This is a genomic window from Enterocloster citroniae, from assembly GCF_040545455.1.
GTDB lineage: Bacteria > Bacillota > Clostridia > Lachnospirales > Lachnospiraceae > Enterocloster > Enterocloster citroniae.
This window is the reverse complement of sequence record NZ_JBEPLZ010000014.1, coordinates 1-26425: the sequence shown is the minus strand read 5'-3', so window position 1 is coordinate 26425 and position 26425 is coordinate 1. Positions and strand designations below refer to the sequence as shown.

The window sequence follows — 26425 nt, the reverse complement described above, 5'->3', positions numbered from 1 at the left end:
AAATTCTCACAAGCAGATTGGGGGAATCCATATGAAAGCAGATGGAACACTATTTACACTGGAAAATGATGAACTTTTGGTCACCGTGGCCAGACACGGGGCGGAACTCACCAGGATTTTTGATAAGAAGGCCGGGAGAGATGTACTTTGGGGCGCTGACCCTGCTGTTTGGGACCGCCATGCGCCTGTGCTTTTTCCTTTTGTGGGAAAGTGCTATGAAGGCCGATATATTTATGAAGAAAAAGAATATCAGATGCCGACCCAGCATGGATTTGCCAGGGACATGGAATTTGAACCGGTCCTGTGTGATCTGGATGAGTGCTGGTTTAAGCTTAAGGATACGCCGGAAACATTTGAAAAATATCCCTTCCATTTTGAACTGGAGATCGGGCACAGGCTGGAAGGCCGTACCATCACTGTGATGTGGAAGGTGACAAACCTAGATTCCGGGGAAATGCTGTTTATGATGGGCGGACACCCTGCATTTCAGGTGCCGGAGGGGCATAGCATCTACGATTACACCTTTGAGTTTAACCGGGAAGGATGCAGGAAAGGACAGTTTCAGGAGGAACTTCACTATCTTGCCCCCACCAGTGGGGGATATGAGTCGGAGGAACTGGCGGGAACCCTTTCGCTTCAGGACGGCCGGGTGGAACTGACAAAGGGGTTTTTCGATACAGCCCTCACCTATATGTTTGATGATGCACAGGTCAGCAGTGTGAGCCTGTTATTGGACGGCAGGCCCTATGTGACCATGGGGTGCGATGACTTTCCTTATTTGGGAGTCTGGACCATAGAGGATACCCACCCCTTTGTCTGCCTGGAGCCATGGTATGGGATCTGCGCGTCAGAAGGGTATAAGGGAGAGTTAAAAGACAGGAAAGGTATCATTTCCCTGCCTGGATGGGAATCATGGAGTAAGAGCTATACCATTCAAGTGGGCTAATTATAAATTACTATTTATAACAAATCAGGAGGAGAACCATGTATAAGATTGTTAAGGCAGAATGCCTGGCAGACAAGATCTATCTGATGGACGTGGAAGCACCGCGTGTAGCCAGAGCCTGCCAGCCGGGTGAATTTGTGATCGTTAAGATGGATGAGGCAGGAGAGAGGATTCCCCTTACCATCTGTGATTTCAACAGGGAGAAAGGGCTTGTCACCATTGTATTCCAGACAGTAGGCGCTTCCACCGAGCGCATGGCAGGCTTAAAAGCCGGGGATTATTTCCAGGATTTCGTGGGACCTCTGGGCCAGCCTTCCGAGTTCGTAAAGGAAGACCTGGAAGAAGTAAAGAAAAGACGCTACCTCTTTGTGGCCGGCGGCGTTGGTTCTGCTCCTGTTTATCCACAGGTTAAGTGGATGAAGGAAAACGGCATTGACGTGGATGTCATTGAAGGCTCCAAGACAAAGGACCTGCTTATACTGGAAGATGAATTAAGGGCAGTGGCAGGCAATCTGTACATAACAACAGACGATGGTTCCTATGAGCGCAAAGGCATGGTTACTGAGGTCATCAAGGACCTGGTTGAAAATGAAGGAAAGAAATATGATGTGTGCGTGGCCATCGGTCCCATGATCATGATGAAATTCGTATGCAAGCTTACCAAGGAATTAGGCATTCCCACCATTGTCAGCCTGAACCCCATCATGGTGGATGGAACCGGCATGTGCGGCGCCTGCCGCGTCAGCGTGGGCGGAGAAGTAAAGTTCGCATGCGTGGACGGTCCTGAGTTTGACGGCCATTTGGTGGATTTTGACCAGGCCATGAAACGCCAGCTGATGTATAAGACAGAGGAAGGCAGGGCGCTCTTAAGACTGAAGGAAGGCGCAACACACCACGGCGGATGCGGAAATTGCGGAGGTGAGGAATAATGGACGTATTAAAGAAGATACCGGTAAGGGAGCAGGACCCACAGGAAAGAGCAACTAATTTTAAGGAAGTGTGTCTGGGATACAACCAGGAAGAGGCGCAGGAAGAGGCACAGCGCTGCATCAACTGTAAGAATGCCAAGTGCATCCAGGGATGTCCGGTTGCCATCAATATTCCCAAGTTCATCTCAGAAGTAAAGGAAGGAAAATTCGAGGATGCAGCCAATACCATAGCAGAGTCCAGCGCCCTTCCAGCTGTGTGCGGACGTGTGTGCCCCCAGGAGAGCCAGTGTGAAGGAAAATGTATCCGCGGCATCAAGGGAGAGCCTATTTCCATCGGAAAGCTGGAGCGTTTTGTGGCTGACTGGTCCAGGGAGCATGGATTTGTACCGGCAAAGCCGGATAAGACCAACGGCATGAAGGTGGCTGTCATCGGTTCCGGCCCGGCAGGGCTTACCTGTGCAGGAGACCTGGCCAAGATGGGATATGAGGTGACCATTTTTGAGGCGCTCCATGAGCCGGGCGGCGTGCTTACCTACGGTATTCCTGAATTCCGTCTGCCTAAATCAGGAGTAGTACAGCCTGAGATCGATAATGTAAGAAAACTGGGCGTAAAAATAGAGACCAATGTAATCATAGGAAAGTCCGTGACCATTGATGAGCTGATGGATGAGGAAGGCTTTAAGGCCGTATTCATCGGTTCCGGCGCAGGGCTTCCCAAGTTCATGGGAATCCCGGGAGAGAATGCCAGCGGCGTATTCTCAGCCAATGAATACCTTACAAGAAGCAACCTGATGAAAGCATTCAGGGATGACTACGATACCCCGATCTATCTGGGAAAAAGGGTAGCAGTGGTAGGCGGCGGAAACGTGGCCATGGATGCTGCCAGAACAGCCCTGCGTCTGGGTGCAGAAGTACATATCGTATACAGGAGAAGCGAGGCGGAGCTTCCGGCCCGAGTGGAGGAAGTGCACCATGCAAAGGAAGAGGGGATCATCTTTAACCTTCTGACCAATCCTGTGGAGATCCTTACAGATGACAACGGATGGGTAAAAGGCATGGTAGTGCGTAAGATGGAACTGGGTGAGCCCGATGCATCAGGCCGCCGCAGGCCGGTGGAGATAGCCGGCTCCGACTATACCATTGACGTGGACGCAGTGATCATGTCCCTTGGAACCTCCCCCAACCCGCTGATAAGCTCCACCACAGAGGGACTTGAGACCAACCGCTGGAAATGCATTATAGCGGATGAGTCCAATGGAAAGACCACCAAGGAAGGCGTATATGCAGGCGGAGACGCCGTGACAGGTGCCGCCACAGTTATCCTCGCAATGGAGGCAGGCCGTGCAGGCGCAAGGGGAATTGATGAGTTCCTTCACGGAAGTAAATAAACAAAGAGATAGTCAAAAAGTGGACTGGCAAAGGATTTTCCTTTGACGGAAGGAAAAAGAACCGGTATCCGGGTGCTGCGAAGGCGCCTGTGTACCGGTTTTTTGTGCTATGGGAAAGGGGATGGAGGATGTTGTGGAAAGGAAAAGTTTTAACAGGTCTTGACTTGTCAATTACATATGTGCTATTCTATATTCAATCTCACAGAGTTCTCTGTGTCAGCTTCTTCAGAACAGGTTTGTTCTGGTTGATTGGCCGAATCGGCCGGTTTTCACGTATTAAATTTTGATTAGGTTATAATGATTGGGTTGAAGATTTAATTCCGTGTATTTTATGTCATATAGTTTACTTTGTTAATCTTTCTCTGTGTATCTAAGTTTATGCATCTAAGTTTATGTGTCTAAGTTTATGTGTCTAACTCCATGTGTTAAATTTTATCCAATCATTTTTAGTATGTTAATGAGTACGGTATCATCCGTTTTCACATCGGATGTCCTGTCAGTTACATTTATTTTATATATGGCATAACTGAAATGGAGGTGGTTTTAAAGGCTGTAATGGTTCGGGAAGCAGATGATTTCTTGTAAGAATGTAAGGGAGATTGGGGAGAGCGAATATGCAATTAAAAGGATTAGGGATGATTGTATTAATGACGGCAATGTTGACCAACTCAATTGTTTATGCCGGAAGTCTGATTTCAGATGGGACAGGGGGTGGTGCATTGAGGAAGGTGAGGGAAAATGTGTCAAAATCCAGTCCATCTGAGGCCAGCCCGTCAGAAGCCAGCCCGTCAGAAGCAACTCCATCCGAACCGCAGGTTCGGATGGGAACGCCGGTGGTGGAAATTGATTTTGAGTCTGCAGAACCTGAGGATGTGCCCAGTTGGTATACGAAAATAAAAGGGCGTTTACTGGGGGGAAGGACCCACTATGAATTTGAAGACAGGTATGGAAATATCCAGCACAGAATCTATGGATATTATGACGAGGAAACAGATGCAGAGTGGTACGAATGTGATGAAAGGGGAAGGGTTACAAATGAAAGCCAGTGGATCGATCTGTTGTGGGAGGACTGGGTGCTGGCTCCTTTGCGGTGGGAGAGCGCAGAGGTGGGTATTGATATAACATGTGAGCTTTCCTGCCAACTTTATGGGGTGGATGATCATATTGTCAACTCCATGGACTTTGAAGTCGTGGATTCGGAACTGGGGGAAAACTATGACGGCACTTTTTATGATGTGTGGTGGCTGGGGGAGGATCTGCTAAAACATAATTCGCCTGTCCGATATTTTATATATGGCCGTGCTGTTAATGCAGAGATGGAAGACAAGTGGCTGGAATGTACGGAGTCAGGAGTGATAATAGACAAAGTAAACATGCTGAAGCCGTCCCAAGTGCCGTCATGGTATATAAAAGGCAGCCGCGGGACAGTGGATCTTTACTTTTTTGTGGACCGTACCGGATGTCCCCAATACCGGATATACACAGTCTCCTCAGGCATTATGGGCTGGTATGCCTGTGATGAGAAGGGAAATCTCTCGGATTCCCGGGCTGTTGATATACAGAGTGAGGATATGGTACTGGCACCCTACCGTTACAAAAGTGCGGGGATCACAGACAGTGAACTGCAGACATTTCTATATGGAGAGAATATAGAAGTACAACAAAATGGAAGAATTGGTTCAGAAGTTTTGTCCGGGTCTAATTATGATAATACCAGGTATGATTTTCTGCATATTTATGGAAATGTACAGGAGGGATCGGATTCTGACAGCTATTATCTTTATGGTACCATTGTCAACAGTGAGATAGATGAAGCGGACCTTGACCCATGCTGGTATCGGTGCGATGAGCAGGGGAAGGTGCTTGGCAATGCATTGAATTATAAGTATCCGGATCCTGGCATTATGCCGTTGTCCCTCAGCCGTGGAGCGGATGTGACGGCAGTTGAAAAAACATTGGCAGGGAGCAGTAATGTTACGATATTTACGGCTTCCGACATACCCAACGGCGGACGGCTGATCATTGACTGCGGTCTGGCGAAGAAATATGGCAATCAGGTGGCGATCAATGATTACCTGGGGGCAAGTAATAGCAAACACAAGGTGATCATTTTTTACAAAGCAGATAAAGCCTGGACCAATCTGCAATATTACCACGAGACCTGGGCAGAAGGCCATAAATGGGTCTATGCCCCTATTGATGAGAATGCATATTGGTATGCCGGTTCTAAGATGAATCTCAGTTCCCACTGGAGCTGGAGCATATCAGAGGTAAATGCCGGAGGATATTATTATGACAGCGATTCTGAGGGGAGTACCTGGTCCCCTATTCCTATGAAAACAGACTACTTTACAATGGTACGCCAGCATACATATGGGGACTGGTCAATTGTAAAGGCAGCCACATGCACTGAGACGGGATTAAAGAAAAGAACATGCGCAGGCTGCGGGACTGCTGAGACACAGGTAACGTCAGCATTGGGACATTTATGGGAAAATAATTATTATACCGGAGCGGACGATGGGACTTATTACAAGAGATGTGTACGGAACGGGTGCAATTCCAAAACAGATGTTAAAAATAATCCATATACAGTGACATTCCTGTCTAACAATGGGGAAGAAAAGGCAGAAGTCCAAGACTTTGTTTACAACATCACTCAGCCCCTAAAGGCGAATAATTTTAAAAAGGATCACCACAGCTTTATAAATTGGTCTGAGCAGCCGGACGGAAGCGGAGCAGTGTACTATGATAAGGAATCAGTAAATAATTTGACGCCTGTCTATTCCGGCAATCTGCAGCTGTATGCGCAATGGCAGCCTGATCAATATGATATTACATACCATGACAGTTTGGACGGCACTCAAAATATAACAAAAGCTCTCTCGTATACCTTGAATTTAGGAGAACTCCCTGTTTTTACAAGGCCGGGATATACCCAGATTGGATTTGGCACGGATCGTACCGGGGGCGAGAAGATTACAGAGGAAACCGCAGTTCCAGGCAGTGACACAACCTATTATGCCCAGTGGTCACCGAATCAGTATGATCTTATATTTCATACACAGGATTCCTTTTGGGGGAGCAGGAAAAAGACAGTTACCTATGACAGTGCCATCGGCATTCTGCCCACGCCGTCCATGGAAGCCTATAAGTTTTTGGGGTGGTATGCAGAACCATACAGTCATATTTATCAGGAAGGAATCATGTTCGGGGAGCAAAGGCCATCCGATCTCAAGAAGGTTGCGGAAACAGATATATATCAGGTTGCGGGGGATCTTCAGGTATATGCATACTTTACCCTGATATACCGCGATATTGGCAATGGCACCAATCAAAGGCCCGGGCCTGATGGGGATCTGGATACAGAGGATGATACATTTTATCTAAATGGCAGAGACGGCCTTGCCGGGACACGGGATGACAAAAGAATTTATCCGGGGCAGGACGGACAATATGGAACAGAAGATGATTATTACATGGATGAAAAGGAGCTGAAGATATATTCCGGTCCGGATAAAACGTTTCAGACCAAGGATGATTATCGCGACAATAAAGATGGAACCAATACAAGGCCGGGGCAGGATCATGAATTTGAAACAGCGGATGATATTCTTGCTTTTAACGGCTTAGACGGAATATCCGGGACAAAGGATGACTGGGTGGACAACAGCTGTGATTATCCGGGAACGAACCTGCGTCCTGGCATGGATGGGATATTTGGTACAAAAGATGATGAAGTGTACTGGAATGGACCGGATGGGGAAGCGGGAACGGAGGATGACCGGCTGATATATCCTGGCCTGGATGGCCAGCTGGGGACAAAGGACGACTGGGTGGACAACAGCTGTGATTATCCGGGAACGAACCTGCGTCCTGGCCTGGATGGAGTATTTGGTACGGAGGATGATGAGGTGTACTGGAATGGACCGGATGGGAAGCCGGGAACAGAGGATGACCGGCTGATTCATCCCGGACCGGATGGACAATATGGAACAGAGGATGATTGTTATGATAATAAAGAGAAACAGGAAGGAACCAATGTCCGGCCTGGTCCAGACGGTATATTTGGGACAGAAGATGATGAATTATGGATGAATGGTCCGGATCAGTTACCAGGAACCAAGGATGATATGAAGTATATGCGTGGAAATTCATCTGGAGGATCAGGAGGATTTAGCGTAGGAAGACTGGTTGGACGAAGTGTATTAAAGCCATTATTTGAGATAGGTGAAAATGATGGTGAAATAACAAGTTTACAATCCAGGGGTCTGCTCAGTTCTGTTTATATGGGATTAAACCGATTAAAAGAAGATCAGTTGATTATCCATACAGAGACAGATGAAGTGCAGAAAGAACTAATTAAAAAAAGGCAGGAGACAGTGGACATGGAACAGGAGAATGGGGAGGAAGTGACGGATTGGCATCAGCAAATTAAACAGAATTACAAGGATACAATTTATTATATTCAAATGATGGAGTTTCTGATTATCTTATTATTTCTACTCTGTATTTCAGGGTATTTATTCCAAACATTTTCTAAAAAGAACATGTAAATGTAAGTACCTTGAAAATTTAATATGGAAACTCGGATGTCCTGAACAGTTACAAATAGTTGCATAAATATATAAAGCTATGGGGCTGCTTGAGAGGGCAGAAACCATAGCTTTATTTTATCGGAGGAAAATAACATGAGATCACCAAAAAGATTCAAACGCCCTACAGCACTTATTCTGGCTGTATTGTTATTAATCGTGTTTATGGATCATTCTTCATTCGCTGAGAATACAGTAAATTTAATAAGAAGGAAAAATATTTTTCAGGGTCATACCATATATTTATTTGGGCAAAAACATAATGAAATGGGATTTTATCAAATATTAGGTACGGATCCGCCTAATCCAACATTTTGTCTTCAGCCGGGAAAGAGAATGCCTAATGGCAGCGCGGCTCCTTACGAAAAATATATTGTTTCAAAGGGAGAAACAATACCGGGAATTGGTCCTGCTGATAAATTCTTGCCTGTTACCTGTGCATATAACTGGATCTTCTATTATACAGACCGAACCAATATACCGTATGCTGTTGTACAGACTTATATTTGGGGATGTATGGCGGGATATTCAGATGATTGGGATACTCAGGAACAGGCCATGCAACAATTAGTCCCAATTTTGGGCAGCGGTGTAATGAGATACTATGAAGATATGAAGCAATTTGTTATTTCTGAAGAGGAAAGATATAGTTCATCTGCTGTTTTACCAAGTTGGAACGGGACTCAGCAAAAGATGATACTAAATAATGGGGGATATTTTCTTACATTGGATATAAGCGCATATCCCGTTATCCGAGAAGCAAGTTGGGTATTTCCTGATTCTGATTGGTCATATAGTTTAGATGGGGATGGGAGGAGTATCACATTTAATTATAATGGTGCCGCAGAACCAAAAGGCGTTATACGGTCATCTGAACTGCCGGGAACAGATGTTCAATATCATGCTGAGATATTCTCACCGCCTGGCTTTCAGTATCAAGTTGGCCGCTTTGAGGATGAACATATACCAGCGGTAATCCAGTTTGAGATAGTATCTTTAGAGCCAGGAGCATCTGAAAGCGGGCAACTAGAACTATACCGCCACAAAGAAACCTTCCAAAGCGATTACAACATAAGCCTTGAAAAATACTGTGCTGAAACCAACCAACCATTGGAGGGCACTACATTCAATGTTTGGGAAGACTTTGATTTTTCCCAGGTTAATGAAGATGAATACAAGGAAGGGGAACCGGAGGGAATCACGGGTGAGGTTTATCTGAATTGTATGTCCCCGGAGCCGCACACTGAGTATATTTGCAGTGCCATTACTACAGATACCAACGGACAGGCCAGGCACAGCGACACAAGGTACTACCATTACAATAAAACGTATTGTATGGGGCATCCTGCGCCGGATTGGATCCAGTGTGATCACGAAGGTGAAGGAGGAGAAGGGGAAGCGGAAGAGGCAGAGGAATGCAGTTGTGATGAAGAAAATGAACGGCTGCGCCGGCAGTGGATGGCTGAACAGGAACTGTGCATTGCCACATGTGATTTTCATGTGCAGAACGATGATGAAGATGATCATGGTCAGGATACAACTGCTATGGAGAACATGTTAGAGGACAGAGATATAACATATGAAAACTTTATTCATTTGGAATACAGTTACCATCTGCAGGAAAAAACAGCCCGCACCGGTTATATTCTCCATGGCAGACACAATGATGATAAAGAGATAGAGCGTGTAATACTTGCATCAGCACAGGCAGGAGGCAGCGCAAGAGCGGGAGATCATAAAAGCCGCAGTGTGATCGGAACTCTGTTTGATCCAGTGTATACAGTTCTGTCAGAGATCAATATGCGGAAAGGATATACGTATCCTCTTCCGGAGGGACATGATCTGGAATTAAATGAACGGCGCAGTATACTCAGCATCAAAAAGGAAAAAGAGGAAAAACAGATTAAGGCACCTGTGGAAAGCACGGCAGAAATCAGTCAGGAATCCCTGCCCTCTGAATCTGAAAGGATGGAAGCTGATGATACTGAAAGTGAAGGTTCAGACAACCATGAGTCTGAGAATGACAGCAGCGATAACAAAGGGATGGAAGAGGACGGAATCAAAAATCCTGAAGACAATGAATCAGGAAGTGCGGATTCAGAGATCATCCGACCTGACCACGATGGTACAGAAAGCGAAAAGGACGAGACTGGATCTCCTGAAACCAGCGATTCCGAAAAACAAAACTCAGAAACCAATGATCCAGAAACCAATGATTCAGAAACCAATGATCCGCCAGACAATGGCTCAGCGAATGAAAGCCAGGAAGACGAGCCAAATAACGGCCGTCAGCCTGAGGCGGCCTCTGCGTATCTAATGTCATCTATTACAGCTTCTGCCAGGCCTCACCATCGGACCATCCTTTTTTCTCCCCACGCCACGGGAAGTAATGCATCTAAACAAAATGACAATATGACACAGGCGGCTGACAAAGATGAGGAAGCAGATGGCTACGAAGTATATGAATACACAAGAAATCCAATCCATCCATCTTTTGAAGCAGACATCACCTTTAGGGAAGACCAAAAGGAACAGCCTGGGGAAGGCAGCGGGATTATCCGTTTCTTTGCCTCCTTTTTTACAGACAATGAAGACAACAGCATAACAGCGTTTCTGCCGGACTTTATTGACGACAGCCTGGACCCCTTGGATCCTTCCGGATATGGAAACCCCGGAGAGATCCTGTATGTGTTTAAGATCTGGAATCACCGGACAGAAGGGCGTATTCATATCAATAAACGGGATTTGGAATTGTACCGGACTGACGGGGAGGGAAGCTATGGCCTGGCCCAGGGGGATGGAACCTTAGAGGGGGCTGTATACGGCCTGTTCGCAGCCCAGGACCTGATCCATCCGGATGGAAAATCCCATATCATATATAACCTGAATGACCTGGTGGCAGTAGCTGCAACAGATAAGAACGGCGATGCCTCATTCCTGGTATTTACGGAGAAGCCGGGAACAAGCCTGGATTTGGACGGGAACTTAAAATCCCCTGACAATGCCACGGGCCAGGAGAGTTTATACAATGGTTCTTCCATCACTTCCTCGCCAGAGGGATTTGGAACCATTACATACCCGGATAATGCAGCGGTTAATGGAAACCAGTGGATCGGCCGGCCCCTTCTTTTGGGAAATTACTACATCAGGGAACTGAGCCGGTCCGAAGGATATGAGTTGTCGGTGAGCGGCATTTCCCTGACAGAAAGCAACCGCACCCAGGAAGGAACCACCACAATAAGGGAAGCAGGACAGGCCTGGGTGGCAGGAGGACTGTCAGACTATAATAATATGGATGCGGATGGTTCCTGGAATGATTTTATCATAGAAAATTATAAGACGGAAAATGGCTTTGATATCCTGGTCAGCGGATATCCGCAGGGAACGGAGTTTTATAAAGTTGACACTGAAAGACAAACAGAAAATGTGAAGGTGGTCACGGGAAGCTCCCTGCAGCCCAAATTGGACGAGAATGGGAATCCTGTCTATCAGAAAGCAAAGGGCGGGGAGTATAAAACAGACGCAAACGGCAATCCCATGATAAAAGAGGAAACGGGCGGTAATTCAGAGGAAGGCGTACCGTTTGGGGAAACCTTCTGTTACCGTTTCCGGACAGCCCCCTATCCCGGCGGCAGCGCGGCGCCGGAGGATATGAGCAAATGGGGACAGACAATAGATGAAAATTATCTGTCTGAGCAGGTCAATACCATGTTGGATCAGATGGGGTATAAGACTGCCCCTGGAACTTCCGCATGGGCTGATATACGGCTGGCGGGATCCACCAATGCCCAGGCAGCCGCCGAGATGTTGGATTGGTATACGGACCATAGCTTTTACGACTGCGGACAGGTGGAGTACATCTACCAGAAGAACGGGGATTATTATGCCAGGCTTTTATACAATTACTCAGCCGTAAGCGATCCCTACCCGGCAGTGTATGATTCCTCCACCCAGAAGCTTTATGTCCGCAAGACAGCGGATTTGGAGGGAGGGCCGGCCGATGAGGTAGAATACTGGATTGAATATCTCAAAGGGGAGTACAATTTAAAAAGTAAAACCGTATCGGTCCGCGAAAAGCGGGAAATTGGGGAACCGGTTACCTACGGGGATGATCTTACCGCATTGATCCGGACTGTTTACCAGCCGGTTTATGAAACTTATGAAAAAGGGGAAGTGCTTCTGGACCGCGTGGGAAACCCGATCCCGGTGATGGACCGGATCGTAACATATGAGGGCAGGGAGGAGGTTTGTGAATATGAAAAACTGATTCCGACCAGGGCCGATTATCAAACAGCTTCCGGCACCTATGTGATCCACGAGGAAAACAACACTGATTGGAGCCACACCGGTTTGGCGGTAAAAACCACGTACCGTGCAGTGACAACCAGGAAAACCATTGATTATGAAGGTATGGAAATGCCTTTTAACCAGTACCTGACTGACGTGGCGGGGGCCGGTGTCAGTGTATGCGTGTCCGTTCCGGCCATGGATGAGGGCAGCTATATGGTGACTCAGACCCTGGCCTACCCGGGGCAGAATCAGCCTTTTCAGGACGGAGGTACGGGGGAGAGGCCGGTGCAGGTTCTGGAGCGCGCCATCAAACAGTCCATTAAGATCACAAAGGATATATCCCAGGCATCCTATGAGGGTGTGAATACATATGGTTCCCTGCACAATGATCCTGCCACCGTGCTTCTGGGACTATTTAACCATGGAAATGCCTCTCAGGGCGCCAAGGTACTGAACCAGTTTAAGTTTAAGGCATACCTTAAAAGCAATCTGGAGAACATTTTCGTGGACGAAAGGGGAAAGATCGTCTCAGAAGATATAGGGATCCAGGGATATAAGGGAGATGTCCAGAAAATATATCTGCCTCCAAAAGATGGCCACGGCACCAGGCTCCTGGAGACAAAAGAGGATGGAACATACCATTACGCCAAGTTTTTTGACGCCATGTATGGGGCCGGGCAGAAGAAAGGAGATACATACCCGGCACAGGCAGTAAAACAGTTTGCCATTGACTATTACGACATCCAAGGATATAAAGAGGAGATCCTGGCAGCAGAACCGGACCTAAACAGTGATAAGGCGTACGAAAAGGCCCTTAAAAAGGCAGAGGCCCAGGCAGCAGACTATCTGGATATTTTTATCGGGCTGGATGACCGTCTTGCAATTGCCTGGGACAAAGACCCGGGAGGCGGGGCGGATGGGGATAAGACCACCCTGCAGTGCAACACCAAAAATGGGAAGGATGATTATTATAATCATTCCATCATGCTTGCGTACGGCACCTATGTCATAGCGGAGCAGACGCCCTCTGATACCGGGAAGGAACTGGCAAACCGTCATTTTAATAAGGACTATCCCAAGGAGATAACATTGCCGTTTGTACCCTATATGGGACAGGATGAAAATACAGGGGAAACAGAGGTGAACTACCAGACAGGAGATCCCTACTACCGTTTTAATTCTATGGACACCCCTGAGGACCTGATCAGGAAGTATAGTATCCGCTTTAACGAGGAATCACATATCATTCAGGCACATGGCCAGGATGGCGACTTTGAGGTATTCAAGTATGGACTGGATAAAGATATTCGCCCGGGGCACAGCCTGACCGAGGCGGAACCTCATGAGCCGGAATATATGGAGGGAAAGAATGCATCTGTGAAAGCCTACTATCTTGGATACACCTCACAGAGCGAGGATGCAGGTTGGCTGGACAAGGTGGCCTACCATGGATATGAGACGGAGAGCGGTCAGACGGAGATAAGGGATCACGTATCCGTTATGACCGGAGTGCAGACTGCCATAGACGGAAAGTTTGCCCCCATGCTGGTCCCCTGGACCGTGCTGGCGCCTGCCACAGACCGTGTAAATCCGGATACGGGAGATGTGGAGACGCTCATACCGTCCGGCAGCGGATCGGATTTTAACTTTGTGGCATTTGCCCAGGAGGATTTTGAGGATACATATTATCGTACCCGGATCCGGATTGAAAAGCTGGATGGGGAGACAGGCGAAAACATAATACATGATGGGGCCTTGTTTAAACTGTATGCGGCAAAACGTGATGTGGCTAAGAACGGGACCGGCGCGGTTGCCGGGACCGGGGATGTATTGTTTGGAAAAGCGGTTGACTGGGAAGGAAATCCGGTAAAAGATGCGGATGGAAACCATATACTTTATCCAAGAGTGGGGCAGAGCAATGCTGACAATGACGACCTGCCGATCCGTCTGGACCGGGAAGGGATCCCGCAGTATGATGAAACCCAGCTGGTCAAGCAGGAGGATAGGGAGGGAAATGAGACCGGGATCTTTAGGGCATATTCCACTGTCCGGGAAGTGACCATAGATGGACAGGCACAAAAAGTACCGGTGGGATACATTGTAACATATAAACCATTGGGCGCAGGCGCGTATGTCCTGGTGGAGATCCAGGCGCCGGAAGGATATACGAAAAGCCGTCCGGTGGCATTTGAGATTTATGGGGATGATGTGATCTACTACAGCGAGCAGAGAAATACGGACGGAACCACCAAAGGGTGGGAACCGGAACCTGCTGTAAGGTATCAATACGCTGTTCCTGTACCAGGGGAAAGTGATATGTTCCGGACTGAAACAGTGAGCCGGATAAACGTGCAGGATTATCCTTCCAGAATTGAGATACGCAAAGTGGAGGACGGTGATTCCATGACAGGCAACCAGAACGGACTTCAAAGGACAGATAATCAGGGGATAACAGAATCCAGCGGAGGATTTGATGGAGATATCACGGTGAACGATACCGGAGACCTGCTGACGTATAAAGTCCGCGGACGAAAGGAAAAGCTGGAGGAGCGGGGAGATGTAAGGGACATCACCTATGATCCTGAGAAAATGGATTGGTACGGCAATGTAACCAAAGCCCTGGACGTATACTCTGAGCATATAGTTGAGGGGAGTGAAAAATCCCTGAAGGCTATGAAGGGGGTAAAACTGCTCTATGAATGGGATGGGACTTTTACCGGCAAAGGAATCCGGTTTGATATACCGGTATCCGGGGCCAGGTTGTCCTTATATAAAGCGGCGGAGCTTGAGCGGACAGGGGAACATACATACAAAGGCGTCACTGTATTGTGGGAGAAGGGGAAAGTAAGAAAGATCACGGACACCAATACAGGAACCCATAAGGAGATTCGTGTCACAGGTCAGGACAGCGGTCAGGCGGCACTGGATGTATGGGATGCTGTTTGGGTGGAAAATGAACCGGTCCATTTATATTTTTACGACCTGGATACTGTGGATACCCGGAAAGACCCGGATACCGGTGAACTGCTGGTCCTGGATAAGCGGGGCAATCCACTGTGTTATGCGGATGCAGGAACAGGCATGGCATATGTATATGATGATTACGGACGTATCCTTGCCTATACCGTGGACAGTCAGGGGGACAAGGAACTGATAAGATCCATTCAGGTGCTGGATGACGGTACGGGTCAGACCATTTATGAGAATAAGACGGACAAGGATGATGAAAATGCCCTGCCCATCTATTATGTTGACGGAGCGGTGGTGACAAAGGATGAAGCCTGGGTGACGGATGAAAGCACAGACCCCCACGGAGTCCCGGAAGGGCAGGGGGCCGTGCATTCCATTACCCGTCTTCCTTTTGGCGCATATATCCTACAGGAGGAAACAGTGCCCTACAGCCAGGGTTATATCCAGGCAAGGCATATGGGGATCATACTCCGGGACACGGAGGAGGTCCAAACGTATTTTATGCAGAATGAATTCACTAAAACTGCATTTGCCAAAATAGATGTGCGGACTCAAAAAGAAATCCAGGGCGCATCCATGACATTATATCAGGCCAAGCTGGACAGCAGCGGGAATCCGGTGAAGGGGGAGGATGGGATCTACAAAAAGGGCAGCGTATATGCAGCCTGGATCAGCGGATACCAGTATGGTGATGACGGGAATATCAAGCTGGATCCCCAAGGACAGCCGATCCCGTCTGTACAGCCCCATTGGATCGACCATATTCCCACAGGATCATATGTGCTGGAGGAAACAATCTGTCCGTACGAACAGGGATATGTCCGGTCAGCATCAGTCAATATTGATATAGAGGAAACCGGGAATGTACAGAGCTTTGAGATGGAGGATGATTTTACTTCCATTGAAATACGTAAGTATGATACGGAAAACAGTGATGTGATCTATGAGGACAGTGAGGCATGGCTGACCTTGTACCATGCAAAGCTGGACGAGCATGGACAGCCCTCTGTTTTGGATGGAATCCCGCAGTACGATGAGGACGGCAGGATATTCACCTTCCGCGCAGCGACCTACAAGGACGGGCAGGAGGTGGCCGCAACCGGGCGGGTGGTGTCTGACGCAGGCGGAAGCCATCCTATCATGAAATATGATTATGAGTTCAGACACATCCCGGGCACCTTCCAGGGCCGCTGTTATTATACGGAACATGGAACCACTCGTCTGGAATATCTGCCTCCCGGTGCCTATGTACTGACAGAGTCAGCAACCCCAAAAGGATATGCCACATCAGATCCGGTCCTAATGACCGTGGAGGAAAAAGGACATTTAGAAGAAATCCAGTACGGGGAAATGGGTGACATTCCACTGACGCTTGAAGTTTCAAAGGTACACATAACCGGAGGCAAAGAGGTGAACGGGGCAAGTCTTGCCATTTACCAGGCGGATGGAGAGGGAAATCCGGCCGGATCTCCCCTGGTGATTCATCAGCCTGCTGAGGATGGAGGATATGAGGACGTCACAGTGGAATGGATCAGCGGCCTGGATGGCAGGTATGGGGTGGAGGACCAGGAATGTGGAGCTATCCCGGACGGATTTAAGCCCGGAGATTTAAAACCCCATCTTATAAAATACATACCCGAGGGGAATTATATCCTGAGGGAAGTGACAACGCCCTATGGATTCCTGCAGTCCGTGGATATCCCATTTTCCATTGTGGACACCAAAGTCCTGCAAAAAGTGGAAATGACAGATGAGATCCCGGATGGGATCCTTAAAATAACCAAGAGCGATACAGACGACCCCGGCCAAAAGCTGGAGGGGGCCCAGTTCCAGCTGGTGAACAAGACATTGAATCAAATTTGTGAAAAGATAACCACAGATTCCATGGGGACGGCGCAGTTTGCACCCCAGCCGATTGGAACCATGGATCCCAATGGAAATTTCCAGTCCTATACATATGTATGCGAAGAAATAAAAGCAGCAGAAGGCCATATGATGACCTTGAAACCATATGAATTCCAGTTTGAATACAAAAATGAACTGACAGACCTGATCATAGCAGAATACAATCCTACCAATGATTCCAATCGGGTGATCACTGAAAAACTGCTCGGGGATACCGGGGAACTGCTGGCAGGAGTTACGCTGCGGATTGAACAGTGGGCAGATGAAAACAGGGAAGAAACAGGGAATACAGAGAGTTTTACCTGGATACCGGTGGATGAATGGATAACCGGCAAGCAGGGCCATTGCACGAAGAACCTGTCTGCAGGAAAATACCGCCTTATAGAGATAAAGGCTGCGGACGGATTTAAACTTCTGGCAAAGCCTATTGAATTTACGGTTACAGATGGGTTGGAGGAGGTCCCGCGGCTGATCATGCGCAACTATTCGACCATTGTAGAAGTCCAAAAGACAAAAGCAGGAACGGACACTCTGCTGGCAGGAGCCAGGCTTCAGCTGATCCAAACCGAGAATGACCGGATAATCAGGGAGTGGACCTCGGAGGAAGAAAGCGGCCAGATATTTTATGGGCTGGATCCGGGGATTTACAGGATTCACGAGGTGCAGGCGCCATCCGGCTACAAAAAGGCGCAGGATCAGGAGATCACAGTGGAAGACAGCCATCAGTCCGTACAGGTATTCCGCTTTGAAAACAGGGCCGCCTCCTCCTCCGGCGGCGGGGAGAAGCCTGGCCTGGTGACTGAATACATTCTCTTTAAAAAAGTAAATGCCCTTGGAGCGGCTCTTAAGGGAGCTGAATTTACCTTTTATGACCAACGGGGAAATGTAATAGGAACCTCAGTCAGCGATGATACGGGGAGAGTACGGATTAAGAAACCAAAAGACGGAACCTATACCTTTAAGGAAACAAAGGCTCCTGCAGGTTATGCCCTGAACCAGGACATTTACAGTTTTACGGTCAGCGGTCCGGACATTATCCGTGGGATATATGAGATCATAAATCAGGAAATGAAGGTGGTCATCACAAAACTGGACGGAACTACGGGACAGCCCCTTAGCGGTGCCCGGCTGTGCATGAAACGGGCGCATGTGCCAATGGAATCCGTGTATGAAGGAGAGACAGGAGAGGACGGAACACTTCTATTCCGGCCGGATCTCCCAGGCACATATACCATCCAGGAGATCACTCCGCCCCAGGAATATGCGGTGGATGATACGGTATATGAATTTACTGTGGAGGAGAATGGGGATATAAGGGGAAATACAACTGTTTACAACTGGAAAAAGGAGCTTCCCCAGAAACGGATCGGCAGGATCACAGCCGTATATAAGGTGGACCAGAGATTTGGAAAAGGTACGTTTCATTTCGGCACAGGATTCAAGCATAAGATCCAGACAGGGGATGATCTGCCGGTCCTGGCCGTGTCGGTTACAGCTGTTCTGTGTATGGCCGGATTCATTTTCAGCATAAGAAGGGATGGAATAAGAAAATGGACCATTAAGAAAAAAGCAGCAGTGGTTATCCTGTTTTTAATTACGATTGCAGCCGTATTTCCAAGTATGGTCATGGCTGCCCCCAAGAACGATAATGGAGGGATAGGCCATGACGGAAAGGAAACCATCTATGTTTCGGGTGAGATCATATATGACGGAATGGAGGGAAAAGACCCCGTGCCCCAGGCTGCCTGGATATGGGCCTATGATGCACAGACGGGGATAGGAAAAAAGGTTCTGCTTCCCCTGGCAGAATGCCATTTTTCCAATGAGCGCTGGGTGGAAGACCTTTACCTGGATGTGACGGTGACGGATTATGGGGCGGATGGTTATCTGATGGGGGATGTACTGATGGGGGATGTACTGCTGGATGATGGATTCCTAGGGGCCGGACCAGAGAGCGATGACCCGCCAGGAAATGAATATGGGAATCTGCTTGCAGAATATGAAAAAATCCTTCTATCCCAGGCCGGATTGCCGGAGGAATCATATAAGATTGACCGGATCCGGTGGAAAGGAGAACCATATGAAAAGAATGGAGTGATGTACAGGGATTTGACTGTCAGGGGAAGAAAGCTGGTAGCAGACTGCAATGCTTCATATAGCGGAGAGGTAAACCGAAGTGTGTTTCTTGATCATAATGATATCAGGCAGCAGGAAAACAATGAGGGCCGGACCGGAGTTTTATGGGCAGGCGGTGACCGTGAAGCATCCGGTTCCGGGAAAATAAAAGAATATTCTGCGCTTCTCGCTCTTGTTGTGCTTACTGCCTCTGCAGCGGCTTTTAAGATGAAAACAGGGGCCGGCCGCATTTCAGGGGCAGTACCGGCTCTGTTTCTGGCAGGTTTTATCATCAGTGGAGGATGGCTTGCAAAAACCATGGCAGTATACGCCAACGGAAGGGATTATTATGAATCCGTGCGCCGGATCGCATATAAAAACGAAAAGGGCTGTGAAGCAATGCCAAAGGAGATGCAGAGGGTGACACAGGAGAAGGTACGAGAGGAAATTCAGGGAGAGGCGCAGGAGGCTGTGCCTGACATTGATGAGCCTGCTTTGCTCAGGATTAATCCGGACTATCGATTCTGGCTCTCCATTCCTGGAACCGCAATTGGATATCCGGTGGTACAGCATGAGAATAACCAGTATTACCTGACTCATCAGTTTAACCGGGAGGAGCATATAGCGGGCAGCATTTTCGCGGACAGCACCACAGTCCCTTTGACGGCAAATCATACCATCCTCTACGGCCATAACATGAAGGATGGGTCCATGTTTGCAGGATTAAAACAATATAGGGACAAATCATTTTTTCAGCAAAACCCTTTTATCAGAATATTTTATTATGGCAGATGGAGGGAGTGCCCCGTCTTTTCCTGCCAGATCCGCAGTGAAAATGATGCGGGCGCCTACAGGACAAACCTTCTGAAAGAGGAATGGACAGAGTATTTAGAGGAAATGCGGCAGGCCTCCATCTATGATACAGGTGTGATTCCGGGAGGGGAAGACCGGGTCATCACACTGTCCACCTGTGTGAACGGAAATCAGCGTCTGATCCTCCAGGCTGTCTTCCAGGTGGATGAAAGCCGGTCACCAGATCACTTAAAGACATGAGTCTTCCATATTGCATATAAAGTCGAAAGATAGTATAGTAATAGAAGTTTTATATCCAATGAGAATTATATATGGCATGCTAATATTAAAGTGACAGGTGAAATTTGTGAAGAAGAATATTGATTTATTACATGGAAAGATCCTCAGATCCCTGACCGGGCTGGCACTCCCCATAATGGCCACGTCCCTGGTGCAGACAGCCTATAACCTGACGGATATGGCCTGGATCGGTATGGTGGGCAGCGATGCAGTTGCGGCAGTGGGGGCAGCCGCCATGTATACATGGCTGTCCTCCGGTGTGGTTACGCTGGCCAGGATGGGGGGACAGGTAAAGTCTGCCCATGCGCATGGTGAGGGAAATCTTGCGGAAGCGGTGCAGTACGGCAAAGGCGCTCTGCAGCTGGCATTGGGCCTGGCAATCGCATATGGGGTGCTGACCAATATGCTGGCCGGTCCTCTGATCGGGTTTTTCCATCTCAATTCACCCATGGTGGTGGAGAACGCAATTTTATATCTCAGGATCGCATGCGGTCTTATTGTGTTTGCTTTTATCGGGCAGACCTTGACCGGACTGTATACGGCATCCGGCAACAGCAGGACGCCATTTATTGCAAACTGCATTGGAATGGGAGCCAACATAGTGCTGGATCCGCTTCTGATTTTTGGCCTGGGACCCGTCCCTGGCTTGGGAGTGGCTGGCGCTGCCATAGCAACGGTTTCCGCCCAGTTTATTGTGGCCCTGGTGCTTGTCCTGGCCATGAGAAGGGATCCGGTGCTGGCAGCCCAGATGCGCATATGGAACCCCACTCCCCTTTCCAATATTAAAACCATGATAAGGATCGGATTTCCTTCCTCGGTCCAGAGTATGCTGTACTGCGGCATTTCCATGGTCCTGACCCGCTTTGTCACTTCCTGGGGGGATACTGCGGTAGCCGTCCAGAGGGTAGGAGGGCAGATTGAGTCCATTTCATGGATGACGGCAGACGGCTTCGGGTCTGCCATCAATGCGTTTGTGGGGCAGAACTATGGGGCAGGAAACCTAAAGCGGGTGAAAAAGGGATATATGACAGCCGCAGGCATCATGTTTGTCTGGGGCATCTTTACCACCTGTCTGCTGATTTTGGGTGCTGTACCAATCTTCAGCCTGTTTATCCATGAAGCGGAAGTGATTCCTGCGGGAGCGGATTATCTGCGCATTATCGGATTTTCGGAAATGTTCATGTGTGTGGAGCTGATGACTGTTGGCGCCATGTCCGGTATGGGAAAGACCATGGAGGCATCCGTCATAACCATTATCTTTACCGCTGCCCGTATTCCGCTGGCCATACTTCTGGGCGGTACAGCCATGGGGCTGAATGGGATCTGGTGGGCGCTGACGATTTCCAGCATTGTAAAGGGGATCATTTTCTTTACTGTTTTCATACGAATGATGAGGAAATGGGACAGTCATATTGCATAAAACCAGGGCGGCCGGAAATAAAAAAATCTGCTTGTAAAATGTCGGATTTTATTGCAAAAGGACTGGAGAGTATTGATTTTACTAGGATTTATGCCCGTTACTTGATTGTGTGATACTACAATGATACTATTTCTTGCAATTTGTTAGCAACTTCTGCATGACGGTTCGGATACAGGTGTCCGTATACTTCATTTACCATCTGGACAGTGTCTCCGATGCGTTCCGCTATCAGATGTGGGGAAAAACCCATATCAATAAGCAAAGATACATGGCTGTGTCGAATATCATGCAGACGGATGACCTTTACACCGGATGCGTTGCAAGCTTCCTTCTTCCAATAGCGTAGCTTAAATTCTGTGACTTGAGGAAACAAACGATCTCCAGGCTGCATATCATAATTACGTTCAATGTAATCGGATAGGGCATCCACCAGGAGAGGGGGAAGCGTTATGGTGCGATAGCTGTTGTCAGTTTTTGGTGACGTAATCAGATCAGCCTTATCATATCTGTGATAGGTTTTGCTTATTGTAAGTGTTCTGGATGGTACGCTGAGGTCACTCCTGGTAAGAGCAAGTAGTTCACCGAGCCTCAGCCCCGCATAAAACAGTACCAGATAGGCCATCTTGAGCGGTAAATCATTCACCTGGACTATAAACCGATTAAATTCGTCTAATGTCCAGAAATCCATTTTACGGGCTTTGCGTCTGCCTATGGATCCCGCGATGCTGCAAGGGTTCTTTCTTAAGCCATAATAACGGACTGCAAAGTTCATGATGCTGGAGAACTGTTGGTTTATGTTTTTCTGGTGTACCTCGCTGCTGATGGATTCTTTAATAGTATTCTGCCATTTTCGTATATCGGCAGGACGAATTTTGTTGATAGGCTTATCCTTGAAATATGGGAGGATATGGGTATCACAGAGCGATTTTTTGATTTTGTAGCTGGAAAGTTTGCAGTTCTTTCGAGAGTCTTCCAGATACAGCTCACAAAGGGATTTAAAGGCCATATCCGGGCTTCCTTGCTGCTTTTCTAAGAAATTACGCTCCCAGTCCTTTGCGTCACGCTGGCGTGGGAATCCACGTTTTAGTTTCTGTTTGCGCTGACCTGTCCAGTCGGTATAATAAAATTTGCAGTACCAGGTCTTCTGGTTCTCATCATAATATGATGGCATGTATCATTCCTCCTATCTCAAAATGAGTATAAAAAATACGCCCCTTGCCAGGACGCTCCAGGAATGATATAATTCAGGTGTGTTTGTTGATTATATCTTTCTGGATTCGTCCGGTAAGAGAAATCTATGTGAAAAGCTTCTGTGTTGGTAGCACAGGGGCTTTTTCATATCATGAATTTAATAACTGCTTTTTCTTGAATTCAAATTCTTCTTCTGATATAGCTCCCATATCTAATAATTCCTTAAGTGCCTTAATACCTTTAAGGGCATCCGCGGTATTTTTGGATACTTCAGCAACGGACGGTTCTTGTATGATCTGAAAACATCTTATTTGGGCATCTATTTCAGTAGTACAGGCTATGGAAATTGGGAACACCATTCCGTCATTTATACGGCGAAGTTTTAATACGGCAGTCCCTGCTTGCTCAACTTGTTGTGTCACCTGCCGAGAATTAGAAGACATGGTACTTTGAGTGGCAGACTTTCCTTTGCCCCCGGCACCAATTGCTGCGCCAACAGCCGTTCCAATTCCAGGCAACAAGAAAGTTCCAACAACAGCACCTGCTGTCATTTTCCCGGCTTTTCCTTTTTTTGTTGTTTGACTATTATTGGTTCCTGTTGTTTGAGTATTTGATACAGAGCCATAGAGTGGACCATCCCAAGAGTAATCAATTAATTGATAAAGTTTGGCCTCATCCGTACCAAAGTATACAAGGCCATCTTCCTGCCGCTGACGGATAGTATTGGGTCCATTTAGTCCGATAGGGCCATTTTTTATGGTGACAAAGGCACTCACTTGACTTTGCCTCCGAACAGCCAATTGTCTTTCTGAATCCATCTTTGCTAATTCATTTTTCACTAAACCCGTTGCGCCATCCGCGGCATTTTTCATCAGATCTTTGATTCCCATAATATAACCTCTCTTGATATATATTTTTTTAACATGCCGTCATTGCTTTTCCTATGCGTTTTTTAGAAAGAATCAAGTTGCTCAATCCGTAGGGTTCCTGGTTGACCTTGGCATAACATATAGGGCAAATGCAGTCCCCCGGATGGTTATAAAAAGTCCGTCCACAATAGAGGCATTGATTTTCACCGCAGATAAACCTTTTAAACTCTGGGTGGTAAAAATATTGGTAAACGATCCAATCAATAGGATACATCTTATGGGTTGCACGTCTGCGCCATTTTTGGTAATCATCAAAGGCACAATCCGCAGCATCTGACGATATTCCAAAGTGGTGCTCAACCTCCCATGAGTTTTTGCATCTACAGTAATGTATGGCCATTCTAGGAGCCAACAGATAACTGGCAAAACAATTGGCTTCCGCTTCGTAGTAATCTGTTTTACATGGATGATCAAGTACAATATGTCCTAATTCATGAGCCATTGAAAATGTAATTCTATCAGTCGGCATATGCTCGTTGAATGCGACCGTCTTACTAAAAGGATCCTTATAGGATTCGTCAGAGCAGGCTACGCACAATTCATAAGCTTCCGGACTCTTTTCCTTCAGTTCACTGTACGTGAAAATTCGGTATCCATACATTTTAATTGCCTTAAAACAATCAAATGGAAACTTTTTAAAGTCACAATAAGCATAAGTTTCAATAACTTTGCTAAGTATGAAATCGTGATTCAATTAAATCAATCCTCATCGTCTATTTCGGACAACAGTTTGATTAGGCGTAGTTTTTGGTCGGCAGACATCTGTTTACCATTTCTAGCTACAAGGCGTTCAACATCCGCATAAGTAGGTTCTGGCCTTATGATTTTTTTATCATTTGCCATTTTCTCTAAATCATCCATAGTGATGCCAAGTCCATGACATATAGCCATTACATTGTCAACAGTTGCTTTACCAACACCATTTTTCATTATCCCGTAAAGCGTGGTATATGGGAGACCGCACTTTGATGCGAATGATTTAAGGCTATAGCCTTGTTCTTTTATTAATCGTTCTAAAATTTTTGCTTTTTCCATAATCACGACCTCTTTTTCTAAGTAATCCCATTATATATCCAAAATAGAATTTTGTAAATATAAAATATTCGTTTTACCGAATAAATTCGGCAAAGGGAATATTTTACATTGACAAAATACTGAATTAAGAATATAATCGGTTTATCCGATTCGGAATTCGGAATTAATAGGAGGTGAAAAAAAATGTACAGAAATTTCTTGATGGCTATGAAGGACGAAGGCGTTACATTTGCTCAGATAGGAAGCTTGCTTGGGTGTAGATACCAAACTGTAAGTGATACGGTAAATGGTGAAACCAAAAAAGGTTTCTATCACGAGGATGCAGTAGCAATCCGTAATGTCCTGTTTCCAAAGTACGACTTAGATTATCTATTCACGAGGGAAAAATAATGCCTAAACAAACATACGTTCGATAAAATGACTATACCACTATCGCGTATGCGTGTCAATGGAAAGATGAGGAAAGGAGGATCCACTTATGGTAAAACCAATGATGACCGTTGATGATGTGGCAGAAGTGTTGGCGTATTCCAAAAGTCACTCTTACAAGATTATTGAGAGGTTGAATAAGGAGCTTGAAAGCAAAGGCTATCTAACCCGGCCGGGTATGATATCAAGGAAGTATTTTTATGAGCGGACAGGGCTAGAGATGCCACCGGAGGAGAAGGGAGGGACAGCCAATGAGGGCTAAGACATTTGCAGAGCACCGGATCCGTCAGTACCTAGAGGCGGTTTACCCGGGCTTGGATGCCTGCGTAAATTTCACCGGATTGCATGAAGCCATAGTAACTGATGTAAGCGGAGACAAGATCCGCGTGATCTACGAGGGAGGACAGGTGTATGAGACAGAGGCGTGACGAGGAGGAACCTCCCCTGATGACAGCAGCGAGATGGATCATCATAGCATCCTTCTGGATGTTTGGGATGGTGGTGGCTGCGGCAGTGATCATGATGTGGATATTGGGGGCGTGGTGAAGGGAGGAGAGCAATGAGCAGACGTATGAACGGAACCATCCGTGCAGCTATATCGCTGGGTATCAATCCTTATGGATGGGGTAACGGAAAGGCAAGAAAAAGGCCGAGGGAGCAGCGAACTCCGGTCGGCCAGATGGAAAATAACACTATAGATATCATAGCACAAGTGAAAGGGGATTGTAAAGATGGCAAATTTATCTAATATCCAAATGAATAATGTACCTATGGACCTGTTCATTAAAGGTCAGATGGCGGTAGAAAAAATCAATGCAGTACAGGAGTACGTCAATTCCGCTAAGTACACAGATGATAATGTCATATTCAGCATTCTTGGGGTAAAAAAGAAAGAACAGCAGGAGGCAGGTAATGATGCATCCATACCGTTGTGATTCCTGTGGCCGTTTTCTTGATCCTGAACAGTGGAGAGAGTGTGATAAGTGCCGTAACAAGGACAGAGAATGGGCCAGAAAGCATTCCGGGGAGGTGAAACATGAAACTGGAACACAAGACGATTGATGGTACAGCAATGGTATCATATCTCCGTGATCGGCAATGCAATTTGAAGATAGGCAGCCCTGCCAGGGAGGAACTGGAAAAGGCAGTTATCTATATAGTTGGAACACTTATGAGGGAGGATGAAGATGG

General features: G+C 47.1%; 16 protein-coding genes. 12 read left to right on the top strand and 4 right to left on the bottom strand.

Annotated features, from left to right (window positions below; translation table 11 throughout):
• Positions 1 to 31: 31 nt before the first annotated feature.
• The 6 genes from ABID13_RS17420 to ABID13_RS17395 all read left to right on the top strand — a co-directional run bounded on the left by ABID13_RS17420 (position 32) and on the right by ABID13_RS17395 (position 21650).
• The gene (locus tag ABID13_RS17420; RefSeq protein WP_048930964.1) at positions 32 to 946 is read left to right on the top strand and encodes an aldose 1-epimerase family protein; all 915 of its coding nucleotides are present in this window, start codon (positions 32 to 34) and stop codon (positions 944 to 946) included.
• 38 nt (positions 947 to 984) lie between these two features.
• Positions 985 to 1875, top strand: a complete 891-nt coding sequence (locus ABID13_RS17415; protein WP_007868924.1) for a sulfide/dihydroorotate dehydrogenase-like FAD/NAD-binding protein — start codon at positions 985 to 987, stop codon at positions 1873 to 1875.
• Positions 1875 to 3263 carry an NADPH-dependent glutamate synthase gene (gltA, locus tag ABID13_RS17410; protein WP_045091480.1) on the top strand — a complete coding sequence of 463 codons (1389 nt, stop codon included), beginning with the start codon at positions 1875 to 1877 and terminating at the stop codon, positions 3261 to 3263. The genes ABID13_RS17415 and gltA overlap by 1 nt, the downstream gene beginning before the upstream one ends.
• A gap of 728 nt (positions 3264 to 3991) precedes the next feature.
• Positions 3992 to 7819: an InlB B-repeat-containing protein gene (locus tag ABID13_RS17405; RefSeq protein ID WP_242849305.1), complete on the top strand. Its 3828-nt coding sequence runs from the start codon at positions 3992 to 3994 to the stop codon at positions 7817 to 7819.
• A gap of 135 nt (positions 7820 to 7954) precedes the next feature.
• Positions 7955 to 20191, top strand: a complete 12237-nt coding sequence (locus ABID13_RS17400; protein ID WP_048930963.1) for a SpaA isopeptide-forming pilin-related protein — start codon at positions 7955 to 7957, stop codon at positions 20189 to 20191.
• A gap of 97 nt (positions 20192 to 20288) precedes the next feature.
• Positions 20289 to 21650 carry an MATE family efflux transporter gene (locus ABID13_RS17395; RefSeq protein WP_085952487.1) on the top strand — a complete coding sequence of 454 codons (1362 nt, stop codon included), beginning with the start codon at positions 20289 to 20291 and terminating at the stop codon, positions 21648 to 21650.
• A 115-nt stretch (positions 21651 to 21765) separates the two neighbouring features.
• Here ABID13_RS17395 and ABID13_RS17390 read toward each other — a convergent pair whose 3' ends face one another.
• From ABID13_RS17390 to ABID13_RS17375, 4 genes are all read right to left on the bottom strand, one after another.
• Complete coding sequence (locus tag ABID13_RS17390) at positions 21766 to 22821, bottom strand: site-specific integrase (RefSeq protein ID WP_048930962.1); 1056 nt, start codon at positions 22819 to 22821, stop codon at positions 21766 to 21768.
• 169 nt (positions 22822 to 22990) lie between these two features.
• On the bottom strand, positions 22991 to 23731 hold the full coding sequence (locus tag ABID13_RS17385) for an SHOCT domain-containing protein (protein ID WP_048930961.1): 741 nt from the start codon (positions 23729 to 23731) through the stop codon (positions 22991 to 22993).
• A 28-nt stretch (positions 23732 to 23759) separates the two neighbouring features.
• Positions 23760 to 24464, bottom strand: coding sequence for an ImmA/IrrE family metallo-endopeptidase (locus tag ABID13_RS17380; protein WP_082173992.1), 705 nt, complete (start codon positions 24462 to 24464; stop codon positions 23760 to 23762).
• Positions 24465 to 24469: 5 nt separating this feature from the next.
• Positions 24470 to 24805, bottom strand: coding sequence for a helix-turn-helix domain-containing protein (locus tag ABID13_RS17375; RefSeq protein WP_048930959.1), 336 nt, complete (start codon positions 24803 to 24805; stop codon positions 24470 to 24472).
• 183 nt (positions 24806 to 24988) lie between these two features.
• Between ABID13_RS17375 and ABID13_RS17370 the strand changes: the two genes are divergently transcribed.
• The 6 genes from ABID13_RS17370 (at position 24989) to ABID13_RS17345 (ending at position 26169) form a co-directional block, all read left to right on the top strand.
• Positions 24989 to 25195 carry a DNA-binding protein gene (locus ABID13_RS17370; protein WP_048930958.1) on the top strand — a complete coding sequence of 69 codons (207 nt, stop codon included), beginning with the start codon at positions 24989 to 24991 and terminating at the stop codon, positions 25193 to 25195.
• 88 nt (positions 25196 to 25283) lie between these two features.
• A complete protein-coding gene (locus ABID13_RS17365; protein ID WP_048930957.1) occupies positions 25284 to 25496 on the top strand; it encodes a transcriptional regulator in 213 nt (70 codons plus the stop codon).
• Positions 25486 to 25662 carry a hypothetical protein gene (locus ABID13_RS17360; RefSeq protein WP_195416364.1) on the top strand — a complete coding sequence of 59 codons (177 nt, stop codon included), beginning with the start codon at positions 25486 to 25488 and terminating at the stop codon, positions 25660 to 25662. The genes ABID13_RS17365 and ABID13_RS17360 overlap by 11 nt, the downstream gene beginning before the upstream one ends.
• On the top strand, positions 25646 to 25780 hold the full coding sequence (locus tag ABID13_RS17355; protein WP_276325551.1) for a hypothetical protein: 135 nt from the start codon (positions 25646 to 25648) through the stop codon (positions 25778 to 25780). Before ABID13_RS17360 ends, ABID13_RS17355 begins: the two co-directional genes overlap by 17 nt.
• 13 nt (positions 25781 to 25793) lie before the next feature.
• Positions 25794 to 25982 (top strand): hypothetical protein, encoded by a 189-nt coding sequence (locus ABID13_RS17350; protein WP_048929275.1) that lies wholly within the window; start codon positions 25794 to 25796, stop codon positions 25980 to 25982.
• Positions 25966 to 26169, top strand: coding sequence for a hypothetical protein (locus tag ABID13_RS17345; protein WP_048930956.1), 204 nt, complete (start codon positions 25966 to 25968; stop codon positions 26167 to 26169). Before ABID13_RS17350 ends, ABID13_RS17345 begins: the two co-directional genes overlap by 17 nt.
• Positions 26170 to 26425 lie beyond the last annotated feature (256 nt).

Excerpts from the sequence above, each read along its gene's own strand:
- ABID13_RS17420 (WP_048930964.1), top strand. The coding sequence starts at position 32 with ATGAAAGCAGATGGAACACTATTTACACTGGAAAATGATGAACTTTTG.
- ABID13_RS17415 (WP_007868924.1), top strand. The coding sequence starts at position 985 with ATGTATAAGATTGTTAAGGCAGAATGCCTGGCAGACAAGATCTATCTG.
- gltA (WP_045091480.1), top strand. The coding sequence starts at position 1,875 with ATGGACGTATTAAAGAAGATACCGGTAAGGGAGCAGGACCCACAGGAA.
- ABID13_RS17400 (WP_048930963.1), top strand. The coding sequence starts at position 7,955 with ATGAGATCACCAAAAAGATTCAAACGCCCTACAGCACTTATTCTGGCT.
- ABID13_RS17390 (WP_048930962.1), bottom strand. The coding sequence starts at position 22,821 with ATGCCATCATATTATGATGAGAACCAGAAGACCTGGTACTGCAAATTT.
- ABID13_RS17385 (WP_048930961.1), bottom strand. The coding sequence starts at position 23,731 with ATGGGAATCAAAGATCTGATGAAAAATGCCGCGGATGGCGCAACGGGT.
- ABID13_RS17375 (WP_048930959.1), bottom strand. The coding sequence starts at position 24,805 with ATGGAAAAAGCAAAAATTTTAGAACGATTAATAAAAGAACAAGGCTAT.
- ABID13_RS17370 (WP_048930958.1), top strand. The coding sequence starts at position 24,989 with ATGTACAGAAATTTCTTGATGGCTATGAAGGACGAAGGCGTTACATTT.
- ABID13_RS17365 (WP_048930957.1), top strand. The coding sequence starts at position 25,284 with ATGGTAAAACCAATGATGACCGTTGATGATGTGGCAGAAGTGTTGGCG.
- ABID13_RS17360 (WP_195416364.1), top strand. The coding sequence starts at position 25,486 with ATGAGGGCTAAGACATTTGCAGAGCACCGGATCCGTCAGTACCTAGAG.
- ABID13_RS17355 (WP_276325551.1), top strand. The coding sequence starts at position 25,646 with ATGAGACAGAGGCGTGACGAGGAGGAACCTCCCCTGATGACAGCAGCG.
- ABID13_RS17350 (WP_048929275.1), top strand. The coding sequence starts at position 25,794 with ATGAGCAGACGTATGAACGGAACCATCCGTGCAGCTATATCGCTGGGT.
- ABID13_RS17345 (WP_048930956.1), top strand. The coding sequence starts at position 25,966 with ATGGCAAATTTATCTAATATCCAAATGAATAATGTACCTATGGACCTG.